This is a genomic window from Burkholderia mycopellens (genome assembly GCF_964265025.1).
Classification (GTDB): Bacteria; Pseudomonadota; Gammaproteobacteria; order Burkholderiales; family Burkholderiaceae; genus Burkholderia.
Genome location: NZ_OZ183802.1, coordinates 3,455,922 through 3,474,672, shown reverse-complemented (window position 1 = coordinate 3,474,672; position 18,751 = coordinate 3,455,922). Strand labels below are relative to the sequence as shown.

17 protein-coding genes are annotated in these 18,751 nt (G+C 66.6%); 6 read left to right on the top strand and 11 right to left on the bottom strand.

Annotated elements, in window-relative coordinates; all coding sequences use genetic code 11:
• Positions 1 to 70: 70 nt before the first annotated feature.
• From hprK to kdsD, 9 genes are all read right to left on the bottom strand, one after another.
• Positions 71 to 1,039: an HPr(Ser) kinase/phosphatase gene (gene hprK, locus ACPTTC_RS16195; RefSeq protein ID WP_011353227.1), complete on the bottom strand. Its 969-nt coding sequence runs from the start codon at positions 1,037 to 1,039 to the stop codon at positions 71 to 73.
• A 129-nt stretch (positions 1,040 to 1,168) separates the two neighbouring features.
• Entirely contained in the window at positions 1,169 to 1,681 is a 513-nt protein-coding gene (locus ACPTTC_RS16190; RefSeq protein ID WP_175970811.1) for a PTS sugar transporter subunit IIA, read from the bottom strand.
• A 196-nt stretch (positions 1,682 to 1,877) separates the two neighbouring features.
• Positions 1,878 to 2,237 (bottom strand): ribosome hibernation-promoting factor, HPF/YfiA family, encoded by a 360-nt coding sequence (gene hpf / locus ACPTTC_RS16185; RefSeq protein ID WP_006477786.1) that lies wholly within the window; start codon positions 2,235 to 2,237, stop codon positions 1,878 to 1,880.
• A gap of 157 nt (positions 2,238 to 2,394) precedes the next feature.
• Positions 2,395 to 3,900: an RNA polymerase factor sigma-54 gene (locus ACPTTC_RS16180; protein ID WP_175958411.1), complete on the bottom strand. Its 1,506-nt coding sequence runs from the start codon at positions 3,898 to 3,900 to the stop codon at positions 2,395 to 2,397.
• A gap of 159 nt (positions 3,901 to 4,059) precedes the next feature.
• Entirely contained in the window at positions 4,060 to 4,836 is a 777-nt protein-coding gene (gene lptB / locus ACPTTC_RS16175) for an LPS export ABC transporter ATP-binding protein (protein ID WP_175958410.1), read from the bottom strand.
• Complete coding sequence (gene lptA, locus ACPTTC_RS16170; RefSeq protein WP_012329239.1) at positions 4,833 to 5,498, bottom strand: lipopolysaccharide transport periplasmic protein LptA; 666 nt, start codon at positions 5,496 to 5,498, stop codon at positions 4,833 to 4,835. Before lptA ends, lptB begins: the two co-directional genes overlap by 4 nt.
• A 20-nt stretch (positions 5,499 to 5,518) precedes the next feature.
• A complete protein-coding gene (lptC, locus tag ACPTTC_RS16165; protein WP_175958408.1) occupies positions 5,519 to 6,133 on the bottom strand; it encodes an LPS export ABC transporter periplasmic protein LptC in 615 nt (204 codons plus the stop codon).
• Positions 6,134 to 6,136: 3 nt separating this feature from the next.
• On the bottom strand, positions 6,137 to 6,673 hold the full coding sequence (locus ACPTTC_RS16160; RefSeq protein ID WP_423393061.1) for a KdsC family phosphatase: 537 nt from the start codon (positions 6,671 to 6,673) through the stop codon (positions 6,137 to 6,139).
• Positions 6,673 to 7,656 carry an arabinose 5-phosphate isomerase KdsD gene (gene kdsD / locus ACPTTC_RS16155; protein WP_175034935.1) on the bottom strand — a complete coding sequence of 328 codons (984 nt, stop codon included), beginning with the start codon at positions 7,654 to 7,656 and terminating at the stop codon, positions 6,673 to 6,675. Before kdsD ends, ACPTTC_RS16160 begins: the two co-directional genes overlap by 1 nt.
• A gap of 126 nt (positions 7,657 to 7,782) precedes the next feature.
• Here kdsD and ACPTTC_RS16150 point away from each other — a divergent pair, with 126 nt between their 5' ends.
• The 5 genes from ACPTTC_RS16150 (at position 7,783) to purU (ending at position 12,919) form a co-directional block, all read left to right on the top strand.
• Entirely contained in the window at positions 7,783 to 9,789 is a 2,007-nt protein-coding gene (locus tag ACPTTC_RS16150) for a monovalent cation:proton antiporter family protein (protein ID WP_175970667.1), read from the top strand.
• A gap of 82 nt (positions 9,790 to 9,871) precedes the next feature.
• Positions 9,872 to 10,438 (top strand): adenine phosphoribosyltransferase, encoded by a 567-nt coding sequence (locus ACPTTC_RS16145; RefSeq protein WP_011353218.1) that lies wholly within the window; start codon positions 9,872 to 9,874, stop codon positions 10,436 to 10,438.
• Positions 10,439 to 10,481: 43 nt separating this feature from the next.
• Positions 10,482 to 11,096: a LysE family translocator gene (locus tag ACPTTC_RS16140; RefSeq protein ID WP_423393060.1), complete on the top strand. Its 615-nt coding sequence runs from the start codon at positions 10,482 to 10,484 to the stop codon at positions 11,094 to 11,096.
• A gap of 5 nt (positions 11,097 to 11,101) precedes the next feature.
• Positions 11,102 to 11,968, top strand: a complete 867-nt coding sequence (locus ACPTTC_RS16135) for a DUF4743 domain-containing protein (protein ID WP_423393059.1) — start codon at positions 11,102 to 11,104, stop codon at positions 11,966 to 11,968.
• 66 nt (positions 11,969 to 12,034) lie between these two features.
• Positions 12,035 to 12,919 carry a formyltetrahydrofolate deformylase gene (gene purU / locus ACPTTC_RS16130; RefSeq protein WP_423393058.1) on the top strand — a complete coding sequence of 295 codons (885 nt, stop codon included), beginning with the start codon at positions 12,035 to 12,037 and terminating at the stop codon, positions 12,917 to 12,919.
• Between the two features lie 130 nt (positions 12,920 to 13,049).
• On the opposite strand, the gene ACPTTC_RS16125 is transcribed toward purU, so the two are convergent.
• Both ACPTTC_RS16125 and uvrA read right to left on the bottom strand, forming a co-directional pair.
• Positions 13,050 to 14,135 (bottom strand): AI-2E family transporter, encoded by a 1,086-nt coding sequence (locus ACPTTC_RS16125; protein WP_226201060.1) that lies wholly within the window; start codon positions 14,133 to 14,135, stop codon positions 13,050 to 13,052.
• 249 nt (positions 14,136 to 14,384) lie between these two features.
• On the bottom strand, positions 14,385 to 17,270 hold the full coding sequence (uvrA, locus tag ACPTTC_RS16120) for an excinuclease ABC subunit UvrA (protein ID WP_423393057.1): 2,886 nt from the start codon (positions 17,268 to 17,270) through the stop codon (positions 14,385 to 14,387).
• 264 nt (positions 17,271 to 17,534) lie between these two features.
• On the opposite strand from uvrA, the gene ACPTTC_RS16115 reads away from it, so the two are divergent.
• Positions 17,535 to 18,722 (top strand): MFS transporter, encoded by a 1,188-nt coding sequence (locus ACPTTC_RS16115; protein ID WP_175958400.1) that lies wholly within the window; start codon positions 17,535 to 17,537, stop codon positions 18,720 to 18,722.
• Positions 18,723 to 18,751: the final 29 nt, after the last annotated feature.

Genomic DNA, 18,751 nt, shown 5'->3' with positions numbered 1-18,751 from the left:
GCAGAGAATCCTGACGTTTCATCATAGCACCGGCTCGACGCGTCGGCGTTGCGTGGCCGGCGCGTGAGGGTTACACCAGTTTGCCGGGGAACTGACTGTCGGGATCTTGCATCGCGAGTCGTTGCCGATCCATGAAATCGCGCAATGTGTCGATTCCGCGCAACTGCAGGATCGTGTTCCGGACGGCCGCCTCGACGAGTACCGCGAGGTTGCGGCCGGCCGCGACCTGGATCGTGACCTTGCTGATCGGCAAGCCGAGCACGTCGACGGTCTGGCTTTCGAGCGGCAGGCGCTGGAATTCGCCGTCGGGGCGCCGCACGAGCTGGACGATCAGCTTCAGCTTCATTTTCCGCCGCACGGCGGTTTCGCCGAAGATCGTCTTGATGTCGAGCAGGCCGAGGCCGCGCACTTCGAGCAGGTTCTGCAGCAGCGGTGGGCAGCGCCCTTCGACGAAATCGGGGCCAAGTCGGACGAAATCGACCGCGTCGTCGGCGACGAGGCCGTGGCCGCGGCTGATCAGCTCGAGGCCGAGCTCGCTCTTGCCGAGGCCCGAATCGCCGGTCAGCAGCACGCCCATTCCGAGGATGTCGATGAACACGCCGTGTAGCGTCGCGCGCGGCGCGAGGATGCGCGACATGTAGAGCCGCAGGCTGTCGATCACCGCGGCGGCCGACATCGGTGTCGTGAACAGCGGGGTCGACGAGCGCGTGCAGCGCAGCACGAGTTCGGGGGGCGCCGCGGCGCCGCCGGCGACAACGAGGAACGGCGGTTCGAGCGCGATCAGCTCGGCCATGTGGCGCGAGCGGTCTTCGTCGGTCTGCCGCTGGTAGTAGTCGATTTCGGCTTCGCCGAGCACCTGGATCCGGTTCGGGTGGATCAGGTTCAGGTGGCCGACGAGGTCGGCGCTCGAGGTTGCATTGCCGACGGTGTCGGCTGAAAAGCCGCGCTCCCAGCCTTCATGCCCCGTCAGCCAGCTCAGTTTCAGCGTGGCCGCGTTGTCGTCGAAGATGCTCTGGGCGTTGATGCTGGACGTATCCATGACTCTCGTCACTCCAATGGGCCGGTGCGTGCGCGTGGCGACGGACGTCGCCATGCCGGGCCGGCGCCGGGCGGTCCTGAACGGCGGCGTGTGCCGCCGCGTACGGGAAAATATTCCACCCGGATCAACTCAAGGTTGCCACTGAGTGAGCAGGCGATGCAACTCGGCGATATCCGTTTCGTTGTGCAGACGCTCGCGCGCGTCGCGATCGGACAGCAGTTGCGCGATTTCCGACAGGATCTCGAGGTGCTGCTGGGTGGCTTGCTCGGGCACGAGCAGGAAAATCAGGAGGCCGACCGGCTGGCCGTCGGGGGCTTCGAACGGAATCGCATCGGCGAGCCGGACGAACGCGGCGAGCGGGTGCTTGAGACCTTTGATGCGCCCGTGCGGAATCGCGACGCCTTCGCCGAGCCCGGTCGAGCCGAGGCGCTCGCGCGCGAACAGATTGTCCGTGACAGTGCTGCGGGCGATGCCGTTCTGATTCTCGAACATCAGCCCGGCTTGTTCGAACACGCGTTTCTTGCTGGTGACTGAGAGGTCGATGACGACGTTCTCTATGGGCAGGATTTTGGCTAGGCGATTCATGTTGGCAGGCGATTGGGCGGCCTGGGGTCCCCTTGCGGCGGCAGACTGATTATCCATGTTCGGCGATATCAAGGCGTTCGGCATCGGCAACGTGCAACGCAGCTACCGCATCCAGCGCCCCCCGGCGATAACCGGAACATTATAGAGCACAGCCGCGTGCGTGGCGCAGCGCGGGCGGACCGGTTGCACCACGGGCGCGGAGTCGCAAAAAAAACGCCCGGCGAACCGGGCGACGTGTGTGTTGCGGTGCAGGTTACTGCGGCGGCAGTTCGATCTGGTCGATCGACGGTTGAAGCTTGATCGGGTCGTGCGCGTGCGTTTGCAGGCGCTCCATGTGCTTGACGACCTGGCGGTCCAGCTTGTCGATCAGCAGGTCGATCGCGGCATACAGATTACCGTTCGCGCTTTCGACGAAGATGTCCTTGCCCTTCAGGTGCAGGTTGATTTCCGCGCGCTGCTGCTTGTCCTTTTCCTTGTGGTTGTCGACCGAGAGGATCACAGTGCCATCGATCACCTGATCGCTATGCCGTAGCACCCTGTCCAGCTTGGTGATCACGTATTCGCGAATTGCAGGCGTGACTTCGAGATGATGTCCACTGATCTTCAGGTTCATAGTGCTTCTCCAAGCGAGTGACCACCCGGCCGCATCGAGGCGGCGCTCCGGTCGACTTGCCCGTGCCGCACGAGGCGGCGTATCGTGGACAGGTCGCCCGGCCTGTTCCCCGTGTGCGCGGTGGCCGGAACACGCCTGCCGCCGGGCAGGCAGCAGGCTAAAGAGACTTGCGCAGATTCACTGCCGGGATCTTGAGGGCTTCGCGATACTTCGCAACCGTGCGGCGCGCGACCACGAATCCTTGTTCTGCCAGCAGCTCGGCAATGCGGCTGTCCGAAAGTGGCGATTTAGGGTCTTCAGCTCCTATCAGTTGCTTGATGAGGGCTCGGATGGCAGTCGACGAAGCGGCGCCACCGGTGTCGGTCGAAACGTGAGATCCGAAGAAGTACTTAAATTCAAGCGTCCCGAACGGGGTCAGCATGTACTTCCCGGTTGTCACACGGCTGACAGTCGACTCGTGTAGGCCCAGCGTATCAGCTATTTCCCGCAAAACCAAGGGGCGCATGGCAATTTCACCGTGCGCAAAGAAGTTCTTTTGACGCTCGACAATCGCCTGCGCGACACGCAGGATCGTGTCGAAACGCTGCTGGATGTTTTTGATCAGCCAGCGTGCTTCCTGGAGCTGCTGCTTGAGCGAACCGGCCGACGGATCGCCGCGGCTGTTGCGCAGGATGTTCGCGTAGAGGTTGTTGATCCGCAGGCGCGGCACGACTTCCGGATTGAGCTCCGCGAGCCACCCCTGGCCGGCCTTCTTCACGATGATGTCGGGCACGACGTAGTCGGCTTCGGCCTTGCCGTACGCGGCGCCGGGGAACGGCTCCAGCGAGCGGATCAGCGTGTGTGCGTCGCGCAGCGCGTCGTCGCTCGCCTTCAGGTGCTTGCGCAGCCGCGTGAAGTCGCGGGCGGCGAGCAGTTCGAGATGCTGCGACACGATCTCGAGCGCGAGCGTACGTGTCGGGGACGGATCGAGGCGCAGCAACTGCAGCTTCAGGCACTCGGATGCCGAGCGGGCACCGACCCCGGCCGGATCGAAGCTGTGCAGCAGCGCGAGCGCCGCGTTCAGTTCGTCGCAGTCGATCTCCAGCTCGGGCGGCAGGTCGGCGAGCACTTCGTCGAGCGTGGCGGTCAGGTAGCCGTCGTCGTCGAGCGACTCGATCAGGAACATCACGAGCGCGCGATCGCGCGGGCTGGCCTGCGTGACGCGCAACTGCGCCGACAGGTGGTCGCGCAGCGACGTCGCCGCTTCCTGCACCTGCAGCGGCGGGAGGTCGTCGTCGTCGGACGCGCCGCTCGAGCGGCCGAATTCGTCGAGGTTCCACTGCGGGCCGTCGTTGCCGTCGCCGGACGCGTAACCGTCGTATTCGTCCGCGCCGGCCGGCTCGTCGCGCTCGGCGCGCTCGCTCGACGAACTGCTGCTGTTCGTCGCAGCGGGCTCGGTGTTCTGTGCGGGAGGCGTCTGCGCGATCAGCGATCCGTCCGCTGCGACACGCAGCGGGCTCGCGATCCATTCATCGTCGTTCTCGAGCAGCGGGTTCTGCGCGACGGCCATCGCGACTTCCTGCTGCAGTTCGAGCGTCGACAACTGCAGGAGCCGGATCGACTGCTGTAGCTGGGGCGTCAGCGCCAGATGTTGCGACAGGCGGAGTTGAAGGCTGGCTTTCATGGCGAGGAGGGAGTCATACCGGCAGTTTGCCACGACCCAGGCGCGTTGAGCCATCCGCGATTACGCGCGGCGCGCCGCCCGGCCGCGGGCATGGCCGCGAAGCGGGGCGCGGCCCCGCGCGGCAGCGCCGGGCGGGGTGCAGCCAGCCACGAGGAGGAGTTACATCCGGAAGTGTTCGCCGAGGTATACGCGGCGCACGCTTTCGTTTTCGATGATGTCGCTTGGTGCACCGGCGGCGAGCACCGAGCCGTCGCTGATGATGTAGGCGTGGTCGCAGATGCCGAGCGTTTCGCGGACGTTGTGATCGGTAATCAGCACGCCGATGTTGCGCTGCTTCAGGAACTTGACGATCTTCTGGATCTCGAGCACCGCGATCGGGTCGACGCCGGCGAACGGTTCGTCGAGCAGGATGAAGTTCGGGTTGGTTGCCAGCGCGCGCGCGATTTCGACCCGGCGCCGCTCACCGCCCGACAGCGACAGCGCGGGGTTTTCGCGCAAGTGGCCGATCTGCAGTTCGTCGAGCAGCGCTTCGGCGCGCGACGAGATCGCGTCCTTCGACAGCCGCTTGCCGTTTTCGTCGTGCTGCAGCTCGAGCACCGCGCGGATGTTCTCCTCGACGGTCAGCTTGCGGAACACGGACGCTTCCTGCGGCAGGTACGACAGGCCGAGCGACGCGCGCTTGTGGATCGGCAGCAGGCTGATCGAGCTGCCGTTCAGCGAGATCTCGCCCGCGTCGAGCGGCACGAGGCCGACGATCATGTAGAACGACGTGGTCTTGCCGGCGCCGTTCGGGCCGAGCAGGCCGACGACCTCGCCGCTCTTCACGTCGAGCGACACGTCCTTGACGACCGTGCGCGAGCCGTAGCGCTTCTTCAGGTTACGGACGACGAGCGAGCTCGTGGTGCCGGCCGGCTGGCGGTTCGGTAGCGCATTCATTGGCCCGGCGCCCCCTGGATCGTGGTCGACGGCGACAGCTTGGCAGGTGCGCCGTTCAGTGGCGCGGGGCCGCCGTTCTTCGGCGACAGCATCGCGCGCACGCGGCCGTTCGGGTTGCCCGGCGCGGCGACGTCCTTGCCGCCCTTCGCGGTGTAGAAGTCGCGCTGGCCGTCGTACGTGATCACGCTGCCGTGCACGGTATCGGCGATCGTCGACGTACCCTGCAGGCGGCGCACGGTCGCGGCGGTGGTCAGCGTGGTCAGGTCCTGCTTGCCGTCGTAGTCGATGCGCTCGGCGTCGCCGTCGATGTACTCGTCGAGGCCTTCGCGCTTCTGGCGGAACGTCGCGTGCTTCTTGCCGCTGCCGAACGACGTTGCGTACTGATAGCCTTCCGGATCCTGGCGCACTTCGACGCGATCGCCCTTGATGATGATCGTGCCCTTCGTGATCACGACGTTGCCGGTCGCGACCGTGACCTGCTTCAGGTCGTCATAGGTCAGGTTGTCGGCCTCGACGTTGATCGGCTTGTTCTGGTCGGCCTTCTCGGCATGGGCGAGCGGCGCCAGCCCGACCAGCGGGAGCGCCACGAGCGTCGCGGCAAGCGCGGCGCGGACGGCGCGCGCAGCGCCGCCGGAAATCTGTCGAGGGAACGGTTCGTTCATGCAGTCACGTGAGGGAGTCGTCACTTGGGTTGACCTTTCGAGCCGCCGGACGTGTCCGCCGCGGCGATCGTGCCGCGCACGTTGCCGTAAAGCTCGATGACCCGGGTGACGTTGTTGTACTTCATGCCGTCGGTCGCGTTGACGAGCGACAGGCCGCGCTGAAGTTTAACCGGCTTTTCGGTCTGGATCACATCGTCATTGACGAAGATCCGGAAATGCTGGGAATCGGCCTGCATCTGCGGATCGCCGCCGCCGGCCGCGCGCAGGATGCGCGCGTCGTCGTACAAGTCGACGATCGATACGTCGCCGTTGACGGTGCCGCGCTTCGCGGTGGTCGTCACGACCGGCTTGCCGGGCTGGAATGCGCGCATGGCCGGATCGGCCAGGTCGCTGTTTTCGGTGTCTTCGTAATGGATCAGCTTCGCGGCCGTCAGCCGGTACTGGGTCGTGCCGGACTGGTCGAGCTCGGTGACCGAGAAGTTGTCCGCGAAATAGTCGGGCGTATGGCGCTTCGGCTGCGCGACGCCTTCGCCCGGCGGCGGCAGCGTCGCCTGCAGCAGCCACCACGTGATGCCCGCGAGCGCGGCGACCGCGGCGAGCGGCAGCAACTGGGTCCAGCGGAAATGCTTGTTCATCCGTCAGGCTCCACAGGCGGTCGCGAGCAGCGCGTCGTAGCGGCGCTGCGCGCGCAGGATCGCGTCGCAGACTTCGCGCACGGCGCCGTGGCCGCCGCGGGCCTCGGCCACCCAGTGCGCGCGGGCGATCACCTCAGGGTGCGCATTTGCCGGAGCGGTCGCGAAGCCGCAGCGCAGCATCACGGGCAGGTCGGGCCAGTCGTCGCCCATGTAGCCGCACTGGTCGGCGGTGAGGCCGAGCGAGGCGATCAGGTCGGTGAACACGGTCAGCTTGTTCTCGACGCCCTGGAACAGGTGCGCGATCTTCATTTCCTTCGCGCGCGCCGCGACGATCTCCGAGCGGCGGCCCGTGATGATCGCGGTCGCGATGCCGGCTTCGCCGAGCAGCTTCACGCCGTGGCCGTCGAGCGAATTGAACGACTTCATCGTGTCGCCGGTCGCGGAAAACAGCAGGCCGCCGTCGGTCAGCACGCCGTCGACGTCGAAAATCATCAGCTTCACACGGCTCGCGCGTTCGGCCGCAGTCAGCGCTGCGCTCATCAGATCACCTTCTTCGAAAACAGGTCGTGCATGTTCAGCGCGCCGATCAGCACGCCGTCGGCATCGACCACCAGCATCTGGTTGATCCGGTGGCGCTCCATCAGTTCCACGGCCTCGACCGCGAGGTGATCCGGCGCAACCGTGCGCGGGTCGCGCGTCATCACGTCGGTGATCGGCAGCGTGCGGAAGTCGCCGTCGCGCGCGAGCACGCGGCGCAGGTCGCCGTCCGTGAAGATGCCCGCGACCTTGCCGTCGGCGTCGACCACGGCCGTCATGCCGAGGCGCTTCGCGGTGATCTGGAACAGCGCGTCCGACAGCGTCGCGTCGAGCCCGACGGACGGGACGTCGTCGCCCGAGCGCATCACGTCGCGCACGTAGGTGAGCAGGCGCCGGCCGAGTGCGCCGCCCGGGTGCGAGCGTGCGAAATCTTCCGAGCCGAAGCCGCGCGCGTCGAGCACCGCCACGGCGAGCGCGTCGCCGAGCGCGAGCGCGGCGGTCGTGCTCGCCGTGGGCGCGAGGTTCATCGGGCAGGCCTCTTTCGAGACCGCAGCGTTCAGGTTCACGTCGGCGAGCGTGCCGAGGCTCGACTCCGCTCGGCCCGTGATCGCGATCAGCTTCGCGCCGATCCGCTTCACGAGCGGCAGGATCGCCACGAGCTCTTCGGATTCGCCGGAGTAGGAGATGCCGATGAAGACGTCGTCGGAGGTGACCATCCCGAGGTCGCCATGGCTGGCCTCGGCAGGGTGGACGAAGAAGGCCGGCGTGCCGGTACTGGCCAGCGTGGCCGCGATCTTGCGGGCGATATGCCCCGATTTGCCGATACCGGACACCACCACGCGGCCGCGGCAGCCGAGCAGCAGCGCGACGGCCTGGACGAAGCCGCCGTCGAGCTGGTCGCGCAGCGCGCGCACGGCGTCCGCCTCGATGTCGAGCACGTCGCGGGCGAGCGCGAGCGCCCGATCATCATTGATTTTCGCTATCATGCGCGGAGTATAGCAAAGGCGTTTGTTCGCCGCGCCGGGCCATCGGACTCGTCCGATGCCGCCTATCCCACGCTACGCCACCGTTTCTGCTTCGCGGTGGCCCCGACGAACGAGGACGCTTTGCCCGTGATTTCCCCGCTCGAAATGACCCTGCTGCTGCTGCTGGCCTCAGTAGTGGGTGTCGTCGTATTCCGCTCGCTGAACCTGCCGCCGATGCTCGGCTACCTGACCGTCGGCATCCTGGTCGGCCCGCACGCGCTCGGCATTACGGCGGATCTCGAACGGGCCGAGCATCTCGCGGAATTCGGCGTGGTGTTCCTGATGTTCTCGATCGGCCTCGAATTCTCGCTCGCGAAGCTGAGGTCGATGCAGCGGCTCGTGTTCGGGCTGGGCCTGATGCAGGTGGTCGCGACCCTGGCGCTCGCACTCGTGCTCGGCGCGCTGTTCCAGCGCTGGGAGCACATCACGTGGCAGGGCAGCATCGCACTGGGCGGGGCGCTCGCGATGTCGTCGACGGCGATCGTATCGAAGATGCTCGCCGAGCGGCTCGAGATCGAGACCGAGCACGGCCGCAACATCTTCGGCGTGCTGCTGTTCCAGGATCTCGCGGTGGTGCCGCTGCTGATCGTGATCGCCGCGTTCGGCGCCGAATCGTCGAAGGACCTTGCGATCACGCTCGGCTTCGCGGCCGTCAAGATCGTGATCGCGCTCACGCTGCTGCTGGTCATCGGGCAGCGCTTCATGACGCGCTGGCTCAACGTCGTCGCACGGCGCCGCTCACAGGAACTCTTCGTGCTGAACCTGCTGCTCGTCACGCTCGGCGCCGCGTTCATCACCGACCGCTTCGGCCTGTCGCTCGCGCTCGGCGCATTCATCGCGGGGATGCTGATCTCCGAGACGCCGTTCCGCCATCAGGTGGAGGAGGACATCAAGCCGTTCCGCGACGTGCTGCTCGGCCTGTTCTTCGTGACGACGGGGATGCTGCTCGATCCGCGCGTGATCTGGGAGCACCCGTTCCTCGTGTTCGGTTTCTTCGTCGGGCAGATCCTGTTCAAGGCGACGATGATTGCCGGGCTCGCGCGGCTGTTTGGCGCGACGCCGGGCGTCGCGATGCGCACGGGTATCGGCCTCGCGCAGGCCGGCGAATTCGGCTTCGTGCTGCTGAACCTGATTCTCGACCGGCATCTCGTCGATTCGACGCTGCTGCAGGCGATCCTCGCGTCGATGCTGCTGTCGATGCTCGCCGCGCCATTCCTGATCCAGAACGCCGACCGGATCGTGATGCGGCTGTCGTCGACGGAATGGATGCAGCAGTCGCTGCAGATGACGCGGATCGCGACGCAAAGCCTCAAGCAGCGCGGCCACGTGATCATCTGCGGCTACGGCCGCGCGGGCCAGAACCTGGCGCGGATGCTCGAGCAGGAGGGCATTCCGTACGTCGCGCTCGACCTCGACCCCGATCGCGTGAGCGCGGCCGCGGCGGCCGGCGAATCGGTCGTGTTCGGCGACGCGGCGCGCCGCGAGTCGCTGCTCGCGGCCGGTATTCATCGCGCGGCGGCGGTGGCGATCACCTACGCGAACACGCCGTCCGCGCTGCGCGTACTGCATCACGTGCACGAACTCGAGCCGACGCTGCCCGCGATCGTGCGCACCGTCGACGATGCCGATCTCGAGAAGCTGCTCGCGGCCGGCGCGACCGAGGTGATTCCGGAAATCGTCGAAGGCAGCCTGATGCTCGCGTCGCATACGCTGGTGCTGGTCGGCGTGCCGATGCGCAAGGTCGTGCGGCGCGTCGAGGAAATGCGCGACGAACGCTACAGCCTGCTGCGCGGCTATTTCCGCGGCGCGGACGACGCGGACGACGACGACCGCGAGCTGGTGCGGCTACAATCGGTGCCGGTCGATGCGCGCGCGGACGCGGTCGGGCGTTCGCTGGAAGAACTGGGGCTGTATGCGTTCGGGCTCGAAGTCACGGCGATCCGCCGGCACGGTATCCGCGGCGTCGAACCCGATCCGCAGACCAAGCTGCGCGCGAGCGACATCGTCGTGCTGCGCGGGCTGCCCGAGGCGCTCGCGCTCGCGGAGGAGCGGCTGTCGCGGCATCGGCGCGATCCGCCGGCTGCGGCCGCCTGAGCCGCGCTTGGTGTCACAATCTGACCCGTATTGATTCGAAACGGTGCCCGATCTTCGCGCACCGTTTTTTTCGGAGAGTTTCATGCCGCATTCGTCGTCGGGCGCACCGCTCGATCCGGTCGCCTTCATCCACAGCCAGATCCGCACGGTGCCTGACTGGCCGCAGCCGGGCGTGATGTTCCGCGACATCACGACGCTGCTGCAGAGCCCGAAGGCGCTGCGCATCCTCGTCGACCTGTTCGTCGAGCGCTATGTCGACGCAAAGCTCGACTACGTCGCGGGCCTCGATGCACGCGGCTTCATCATCGCGCCGATCGTCGCGTACGAACTGAGCGTCGGCTTCGTGCCGATCCGCAAGGTCGGCAAGCTGCCGTACAAGACGCGCTCGGAATCGTACGACCTCGAATACGGCAGCGCGACGGTCGAGATCCATGAAGATGCGTGCCGCCCCGGCGACCGCGTGATCATCATGGACGACCTGATCGCGACCGGCGGGACGATGATGGCGGGGCGCAACCTGCTGCAGCGGCTCGGCGCGGAGGTCGTCGAAGGCGCGGCCATCATCGACCTGCCCGATCTCGGCGGCTCGGCGCTGCTGCGCAACGCCGGACTGCCGGTTTATACCGTCACCGAATTCGCCGGCCACTGAACGCCGGCCCGTCTGAACTTCCACGTTACGCAGCGAGGTCACGATGCCCAACTTCATGCTGTTTCTCGCCACGTCGATCGCGATCACGTTCGCGCCGGGGCCCGACAACCTGCAGGTGCTCGCACGCGGCATCTCGCAGGGCCGCGCGGCCGGCTTCGTCGCCGCGCTCGGCTTCACGGCCGGGATCCTGTTCCACACGACGCTCGCGGCGCTCGGCGTCGCGGCCGTGCTGCGTTCGTCTCCGGTCGCGTTCGAGATCCTGAAGCTCGCGGGCGCTGCGTACCTCGTGTGGATCGGCATCAAGGCGCTGCGCAGCCAGGGCCTCGCGAATGCGCATGAGCGTCCGCCGCAGCCGCTTGGCACGATCTTCCGGCAGAGCGTGATCGGCAACCTGATGAACCCGAAGGTCACGCTGTTCTTCGTCGTGTTCCTGCCGCAATTCGTCGATCCGCACGGCGGGCAGAGCGTGACGCTGCAGATGCTCGAGCTCGGCGCGCTGTTCATGCTGCAGACGGCCGCGATCTTTTCGCTGTTCGGCGTCGGCGCGGGCATGATCGGCGCGTGGCTGAAGCGCCGCCCGAAGGCCGGCGTGTGGCTCGACCGGATCGCCGGCGCGACGTTCATCGCGATCGGCATCCGCGTCGCGCTGAAGGACTGATCTCGATGACGTTTCCATGCATTGCGGCCGCGCGCCGCTTCGATCCGGCCGCGCACCTGCGTTTCGAGATTGCCGGCCAGGCGGTCGGCTGGGTGCGCCGGCAGGACGTCGCGATGCTCGCCCGCTGGCCCGACGTGTTCGAGCTGACCGGCGAGCGCGTCGTGCTGTCGGCGCGCTACGACTCGGTCGACGCACGCAGCATGGCGCTGGCGAGCGCGATCGGCGCGCTCGCGGCCGAAGGCGCGATTCCCGGCTGGCGCGACGAGATCTACGCGATCCGCAACCGCTTCGACGATCCGCCGCTGGCGTACATCGAGCGCGCCGCGTCGCGCTTCTTCGGTACGCAGACTTACGCGGTGCATCTGAACGGCATCGTAGAATATGCGGTTGCGCCGGGCGAGCCGTCCTCCGCGGCCGTCCCGCAGATGTGGCTCGGCCGCCGCAGCGAGACCAAGGCAACCGACCCCGGCATGCTCGACAACGTCGTCGCGGGCGGGATCGGCTGGGGCCTGGGCGTTCACGAGACGCTCGCGAAGGAATGCTGGGAAGAAGCCGGCATTCCGGCCGAACTGGCCGCGGGCGCGATCGCGGGCCGCGCGGTGCAGGTGCTGTGCTCGCTGCCGGAAGGCACGCAGTCCGAACTGATCTTCGTGTACGACCTGCCGCTGCCGCGCGACTTCGCGCCGCGCAACCAGGACGGCGAAGTGGCCGAACACCTGCTGGCCGGCGTGCCCGAGGTGATCGGCTGGCTGCGCGCCGGCCGCGCGACGATGGATGCAAGCCTCGCGACGCTCGACACGCTGCTGCGCCACCGCTGGATCCCGGTGGCCGACGCGGCGGGCATCGACGCACTGTTCGCACCGGCCGCGTGACGCGCACGCGGCGTGGCGGCGCGAACGGGCAATTTGACGAATCCGGAAACGAAGGGAGTAGCGGTCATGCCGACCGATCACAGCTTTATCTTGAAACTGTCGTGCCCCGACCGGCACGGCATCGTCCACGCGGTCTCGGGCTTCCTGTTCGAGCGCAGCAACAACATCCTCGATTCGGCGCAGTTCGGCGACAGCCGCACCAGCGAATTCTTCATGCGGGTGCACTTCGAGCAGGACGGCGGCGGCGCGGATGCCGCGTCGGCGCTCGACACGCTTCGCAAGGAATTCGCGCCGCTCGCGGAACAGTTTTCGATGCGCTGGGAACTGCATGACGCGGCCGTGAAGCCGCGCGTCGTGATCATGGTGTCGAAGATCGGCCACTGCCTGAACGACCTGCTGTTCCGCTATCGCACCGGCCAGCTGCCGATCGAGATCCCGGCGATCGTGTCGAACCACAAGGAGTTCTACCAGCTCGCCGCGAGCTACAACATCCCGTTCCATCACTTCCCGCTGATCGGCGGTTCGTCCGATGCCGCGAAGGCCGCGCAGGAAGCACGCGTGCTGGAAGTGATCGACGAGCACGAGGCCGATCTCGTCGTGCTCGCGCGCTACATGCAGATCCTGTCGCCGAACATGTGCGAGCAGCTTGCCGGTCGCGCGATCAACATCCACCATTCGTTCCTGCCGAGCTTCAAGGGGGCGAAGCCTTACTACCAGGCGTTCGACCGTGGCGTGAAGCTGATCGGCGCGACCGCGCACTACGTGACGACCGATCTCGACGAAGGCCCGATCATCGAGCAGGAAGTCGAGCGCGTCGACCACAGCATGACGCCCGATCAGCTGACCGCGATCGGCCGCGACGTCGAATGCGTGACGCTCGCGCGCGCGGTGAAGTGGCACGTCGAGCATCGGATCGTGCTGAACGGGACGAAGACGGTCGTGTTCCGCTGATTCGTCGGGCGCCGGACGGTCGATCGGCTGTCGGATGGCCGGCCCCCGGATGGCCGGACCCCTACAAACAAAAACGCCGCGCCCTTCACGGGGCGCGGCGTTTTTTATTGCCGTTGATGCACGGGCTGCGTCAGATCAGCCGCAGCAGGTACAGCTCGCGCTTCAGGTACGCATAGAAGATCGGCGCGGCGATCACACCCGGCAGCCCGAACGCGGCTTCCATGATCAGCATCGCGAGCAGCAGCTCCCATGCGCGCGACTCGATCTGGCCGCCGATGATCTTCGCGTTCAGGAAGTATTCGAGCTTGTGGATGACCACGAGGAACGCCAGCGACGCGATCGCGGTGCCCATGCTGACCGACAGCGACACGGCGACGATCAGCGTGTTCGAGATCAGGTTGCCGATCACGGGCAGCAGGCCGACGATGAACGTGACGAGCACGAGCGTTTTCGACAGCGGCAGCCGCTGGTGAAAGATCGGCAGGGCGACGAGCAGGTAGATGCCCGTGAACACCGCGTTGATCGCCGAGATCTTGATCTGCGCGAACACGATCCGGCGGAATGCGTCGGCGAAGCGCGACACGCGCGTGACGAGCGCCGTGGACAGCGGCCGGCGCACCTTGCCGTGCTCGACGCCGATCGCGATCATCGCGCCGATGATCATCCCGAACAGCACGTGGCCGAAGCCGCGCGCGACGCTCTTGCCGCTTTGCTGGAGCTGGTCCATGTGCGAGTGCATCAGCACGGCGGCCTTCGTCTTCATCTGCTCGACATCGACGGGCAGCAGGTTCGCGATCCAGGCCGGCGTGCGTGCGCGGGTCTGCTCGACGATCTGCATCAGCTGGTCGAGCAGGCTTTGCAGGTTCGGCACCGTGCGCTCGAAGTGTTCGATGATGCCGATCGTCAGGCCCGTCAGCGCGCCGACGATCGCGATCGACAGCAGCACGACGGCGACCCAGCGTGCGCGCATGCTCGTGGTGTGGCGTTCGATCACGGGGGCGATCGTGTGGATCAGCTGGTAGACGAGCAGGCCGGCCAGCAGCCCGCCGAGCAGCTTGAGCTCGATCACGAGCCACATGGCGAGGATCGCGAACACGTAGCTGCCGATCTCGAGTGCCGACAGCTTCGGCAGGCTGAAGTCGCTCGTCAGCCGCACGCTGCGCAGGTGCGGTTCGCGATTCTGCACATCGCGAGACGAGTCTGGTTGCTTCTCCATCGTGGATTCCTGTCGTTCGTGTGTCATGCCGCGGAATGCGCGGCAGAGCCGTGTTCGCCCGGTGTTGCACCGGATTGGTGCGTATGGCGAACCTTACGACCGTAAAGTATAGCCGCCATTATGGTCCGCAACGGAGCCGTTTGGCGCATGGTGTAAACGCAGAAGGGAAAACGAGAGGGGGCTCGTTGCGCGGTGCGCAGGGGCGCGCGCGGCCGGACGGCCGCGCGCGGCAGGAGCGGGCGGGACGCGTCAGCCCGCCGCGACCTTGCGGGCCGGGCGCTTGAGCAGCGGCGCCAGATACTTGCCGGTAAAGCTCGCCTTCGTCTTCGCGACCTGTTCGGGCGTGCCCTGCGCGATGATCTGGCCGCCGCCGGCACCGCCTTCGGGGCCGAGGTCGATGACCCAGTCGGCCGTCTTGATCACGTCGAGGTTGTGCTCGATGATCACGACCGTGTTGCCCTGGTCGCGCAGCCGGTGGATCACTTCCAGCAGCAGCGCGATGTCGTGGAAGTGCAGGCCGGTGGTCGGCTCGTCGAGGATGTACAGCGTGCGGCCGGTGTCGCGCTTGGAGAGTTCCAGCGACAGCTTCACGCGCTGCGCCTCGCCGCCCGACAGCGTCGTGGCCGACTGGCCGAGGCGGATGTAGCCGAGGCCGACGTCGAGCAGCGTCTTCAGCTTGCGCGCGATGACCGGCACCGCGCTGAAGAACGCGTACGCGTGCTCGACCGTCATGTCGAGCACTTCGCTGATGTTCTTGCCCTTGTACTGCACTTCGAGCGTTTCGCGGTTGTAGCGCTTGCCGTGGCACACGTCGCACGGCACGTAGACGTCCGGCAGGAAGTGCATTTCCACCTTCAGCACGCCGTCGCCCTGGCACGATTCGCAGCGGCCGCCTTTCACGTTGAACGAGAAGCGGCCCGGATCGTAGCCGCGCTCCTTCGAGGTCGGCACGCCCGAGAACAGCTCGCGGATCGGCGTGAACAGGCCCGTGTAGGTGGCCGGGTTCGAGCGCGGCGTACGGCCGATCGGCGACTGGTCGACGTTGATCACCTTGTCGAAGTGCTCGAGGCCCTCGATCGCCTCGTGCGGCGCCGGTTCGGCCGACGAGCCGTACAGGTGGCGCGCGACCGCGTGATACAGCGTGTCGTTGATCAGCGTCGACTTGCCGGAACCCGACACGCCGGTGATGCAGGTCAGCAGGCCGACCGGCAGCTCCAGATCGACGTGCTTCAGGTTGTTGCCGTGCGCGTCGACGATGCGCAGCATCCGCTCGGGATCGGGGGCAAGCCGCTCGTCGGGGTATTCGATCGTGCGCTTGCCGACCAGGTACTGGCCGGTGAGCGACTGCGGGTTCGACTGCACCTGCTTCGGCGTGCCTTCCGCCACGATCACGCCGCCGTGCTCGCCGGCGCCCGGGCCCATGTCGACGACGTAGTCGGCCGTGCGAATCATGTCCTCGTCGTGCTCGACGACGATCACCGAGTTGCCGAGGTCGCGCAGGTGCTTGAGGGTCGCGATCAGGCGGTCGTTGTCGCGCTGGTGCAGGCCGATCGACGGCTCGTCGAGCACGTACATCACGCCCGTGAGGCCCGAGCCGATCTGCGACGCGAGCCGGATGCGCTGGGCCTCGCCGCCCGACAGGGTTTCCGCGCTGCGTTCGAGCGACAGGTAGTCGAGGCCGACGTTGTTCAGGAAGGTGAGGCGCGCGACGATTTCCTTGATCACCTTGTCGGCGATTTCGCGCTTCGCGCCGTCGAGCGACAGGCTGTCGAAATAGCCGAGCGCGTCGCGCAGCGGCCAGCCGCTGATTTCAAAGATGCCGCGCGCGTAGTCGCCCGTGCCGATCCGCACGTGGCGCGCCTCGCGGCGCAGGCGCGTGCCGTCGCACGACGGGCAGGGCTGGTTGTTCTGGTACTTCGACAGCTCTTCGCGCACCGCGACCGAATCGGTCTCGCGGTAGCGGCGCTCGAGGTTCGGGATGATCCCTTCGAACACATGCTCGCGAATCGTCGTGCGACCGCGCTCGTTGATGTACGAGAACGGGATCGTCTGCTTGCCCGAGCCGAACAGCAGCACCTTCCGGATCTTTTCCGGGAGATCCTCGAACGCGGCGTCGATGTCGAATTCGTAGAACGCCGCGAGACTCTGCAGCATCTGGAAGTAGAACTGGTTGCGGCGGTCCCAGCCCTTCACGGCGCCGGCGGCGAGCGACAGGGACGGGTGCGCGACGACCCGCTTCGGGTCGAAGAACGTGATCTGGCCGAGGCCGTCGCATTCCGGGCACGCGCCCATCGGGTTGTTGAACGAGAACAGGCGCGGTTCGAGCTCCTGCAGCGAGTACGAGCAGATCGGGCACGCGAATTTCGAGCTGAACAGGTGCTCGTGGTCGGTATCCATCTCGAGCGCGATCGCGCGGCCGTCGGCGAGGCGCAGCGCCGTCTCGAACGACTCGGCGAGGCGCTGCTTCATGTCCGGGCGCACCTTCAGGCGATCGACGACGACGTCGATCGTGTGCTTGTCGTTCTTCTTCAGCTTCGGCAGCGACTCGACTTCGTAGATCTTCGCGACGCCTTCGTTCGCGGCGCCGCCGCCCGAGCGCACGCGAAAGCGCACGAAACCCTGCGCCTGCATCTCCTCGAACAGCTCCGCGTGCTCGCCCTTGCGGTTCGCGACGACGGGCGCGAGGATCATCAGCTTGGTTTCCTCGGGCAGCGCGAGCGCCGCGTCGACCATCTGCGACACGCTTTGCGCTTCCAGCGGGATGTCGTGGTCGGGGCAGTACGGCGTGCCGACACGTGCGAACAAAAGTCGCAGGTAGTCGTGGATTTCCGTGACCGTGCCGACGGTCGAACGCGGGTTGTGGGACGTCGCCTTCTGCTCGATCGAGATCGCCGGCGACAGGCCTTCGATCAGGTCGACGTCGGGTTTCTCCATCAGCTGCAGGAACTGGCGGGCATACGCGGACAGGCTTTCGACGTAGCGGCGCTGGCCCTCGGCATAAAGGGTATCGAACGCGAGCGACGACTTGCCCGACCCGGACAACCCGGTAATCACGACCAGCTTGTGGCGCGGCAGGTCGAGATTGACGTTTTTCAGGTTGTGGGTACGAGCCCCACGGATGCGGATCTGTTCCATGAACCTGGCGAAAATGGAGGGAACCAAACCTGCTACTATAACGGCTTTTCGAGGCCGTCGTTTGGGGCCCCCAGCCTTAGCAGCAGGTGGCAGCAAGATGGCGCCTGCGCCGGGAAAGCGGCTGCGCCGCGCGGTTCCGGGCGGCCTGCGGGCTGCCTGAATCCTGCCCCGACGTGCTGCCGGCCAAGCCTCCCGGGCCGCTGGTCCTGATCTTCCGCCGCCCGGTGTCGGGCGGACATTCCGATCATTCGAAATTCATTCCCGATGTCCAATCCGTCCGCCACGTCTTCTCGCATGACTGCGCCCGAATTGCGCGCGACCGCGTCGCTCGCGGCGATCTTCGCGCTGCGCATGCTCGGCCTGTTCATGATCATGCCGGTGTTCTCGGTCTACGCGAAAACCATCCCGGGCGGCGACAACGTGCTGCTCGTCGGCATCGCGCTCGGGGCCTACGGCGTCACGCAGTCGCTGTTCTACATCTTCTACGGCTGGGCGTCCGACAAGTTCGGCCGCAAGCCGGTGATCGCCACGGGCCTCGTGATCTTCGCGATCGGCAGTTTCGTCGCCGCGTCCGCGCATGACATCACGTGGATCATCGTCGGCCGCGTGATCCAGGGGATGGGCGCGGTGTCGTCCGCGGTGCTCGCATTCATCGCCGACCTGACCTCCGAGCAGAACCGCACGAAGGCGATGGCGATGGTCGGCGGCTCGATCGGCGTGTCGTTCGCGGTCGCGATCGTCGGTGCGCCGATCGTGTTCCACTGGGTCGGGATGAGCGGGCTGTTCGCGATCGTCGGCGTGCTGTCGATCCTCGCGATCGGCGTCGTGCTGTGGATCGTGCCCGATGCGGCGAAGCCGGTGCACGTGCCCGCGCCGTTCGCCGAGGTGCTGCACAACGTCGAGCTGCTGCGCCTGAACTTCGGCGTGCTGGTGCTGCACGCGACGCAGACGGCGCTGTTCCTCGTCGTGCCGCGCCTGCTCGTCGACGGCGGCCTGCCGGTCGCCGCGCACTGGAAGGTCTACCTGCCGGTGATGGGGCTCGCGTTCGTGATGATGGTTCCGGCGATCATCGTTGCGGAAAAACGGGGCAAGATGAAGCCGGTGCTGCTCGGCGGCATCCTGGCTATCCTGATCGGCCAATTGCTGCTGGGCAGCGCGCCGCATACCATCCTGATTGTGGCGGCGATTCTTTTCGTCTACTTCCTGGGTTTCAACATCCTGGAAGCGTCGCAGCCGTCGCTCGTATCGAAGCTCGCGCCCGGCTCGCGCAAGGGCGCGGCCACGGGCGTCTACAACACCACGCAGTCGATCGGGCTCGCGCTCGGCGGCATCGCGGGTGGCTGGCTGCTGAAGCACGGAGGCGCCAATACGGTGTTCTACACGTGCTCGGGGCTCGTTGCCGCCTGGCTTATAATCGCGGCCAGCATGAAAGCGCCACCGCGCAAGGCCTGAACTTACTTCGGGCAGGCACCGACGGCGTT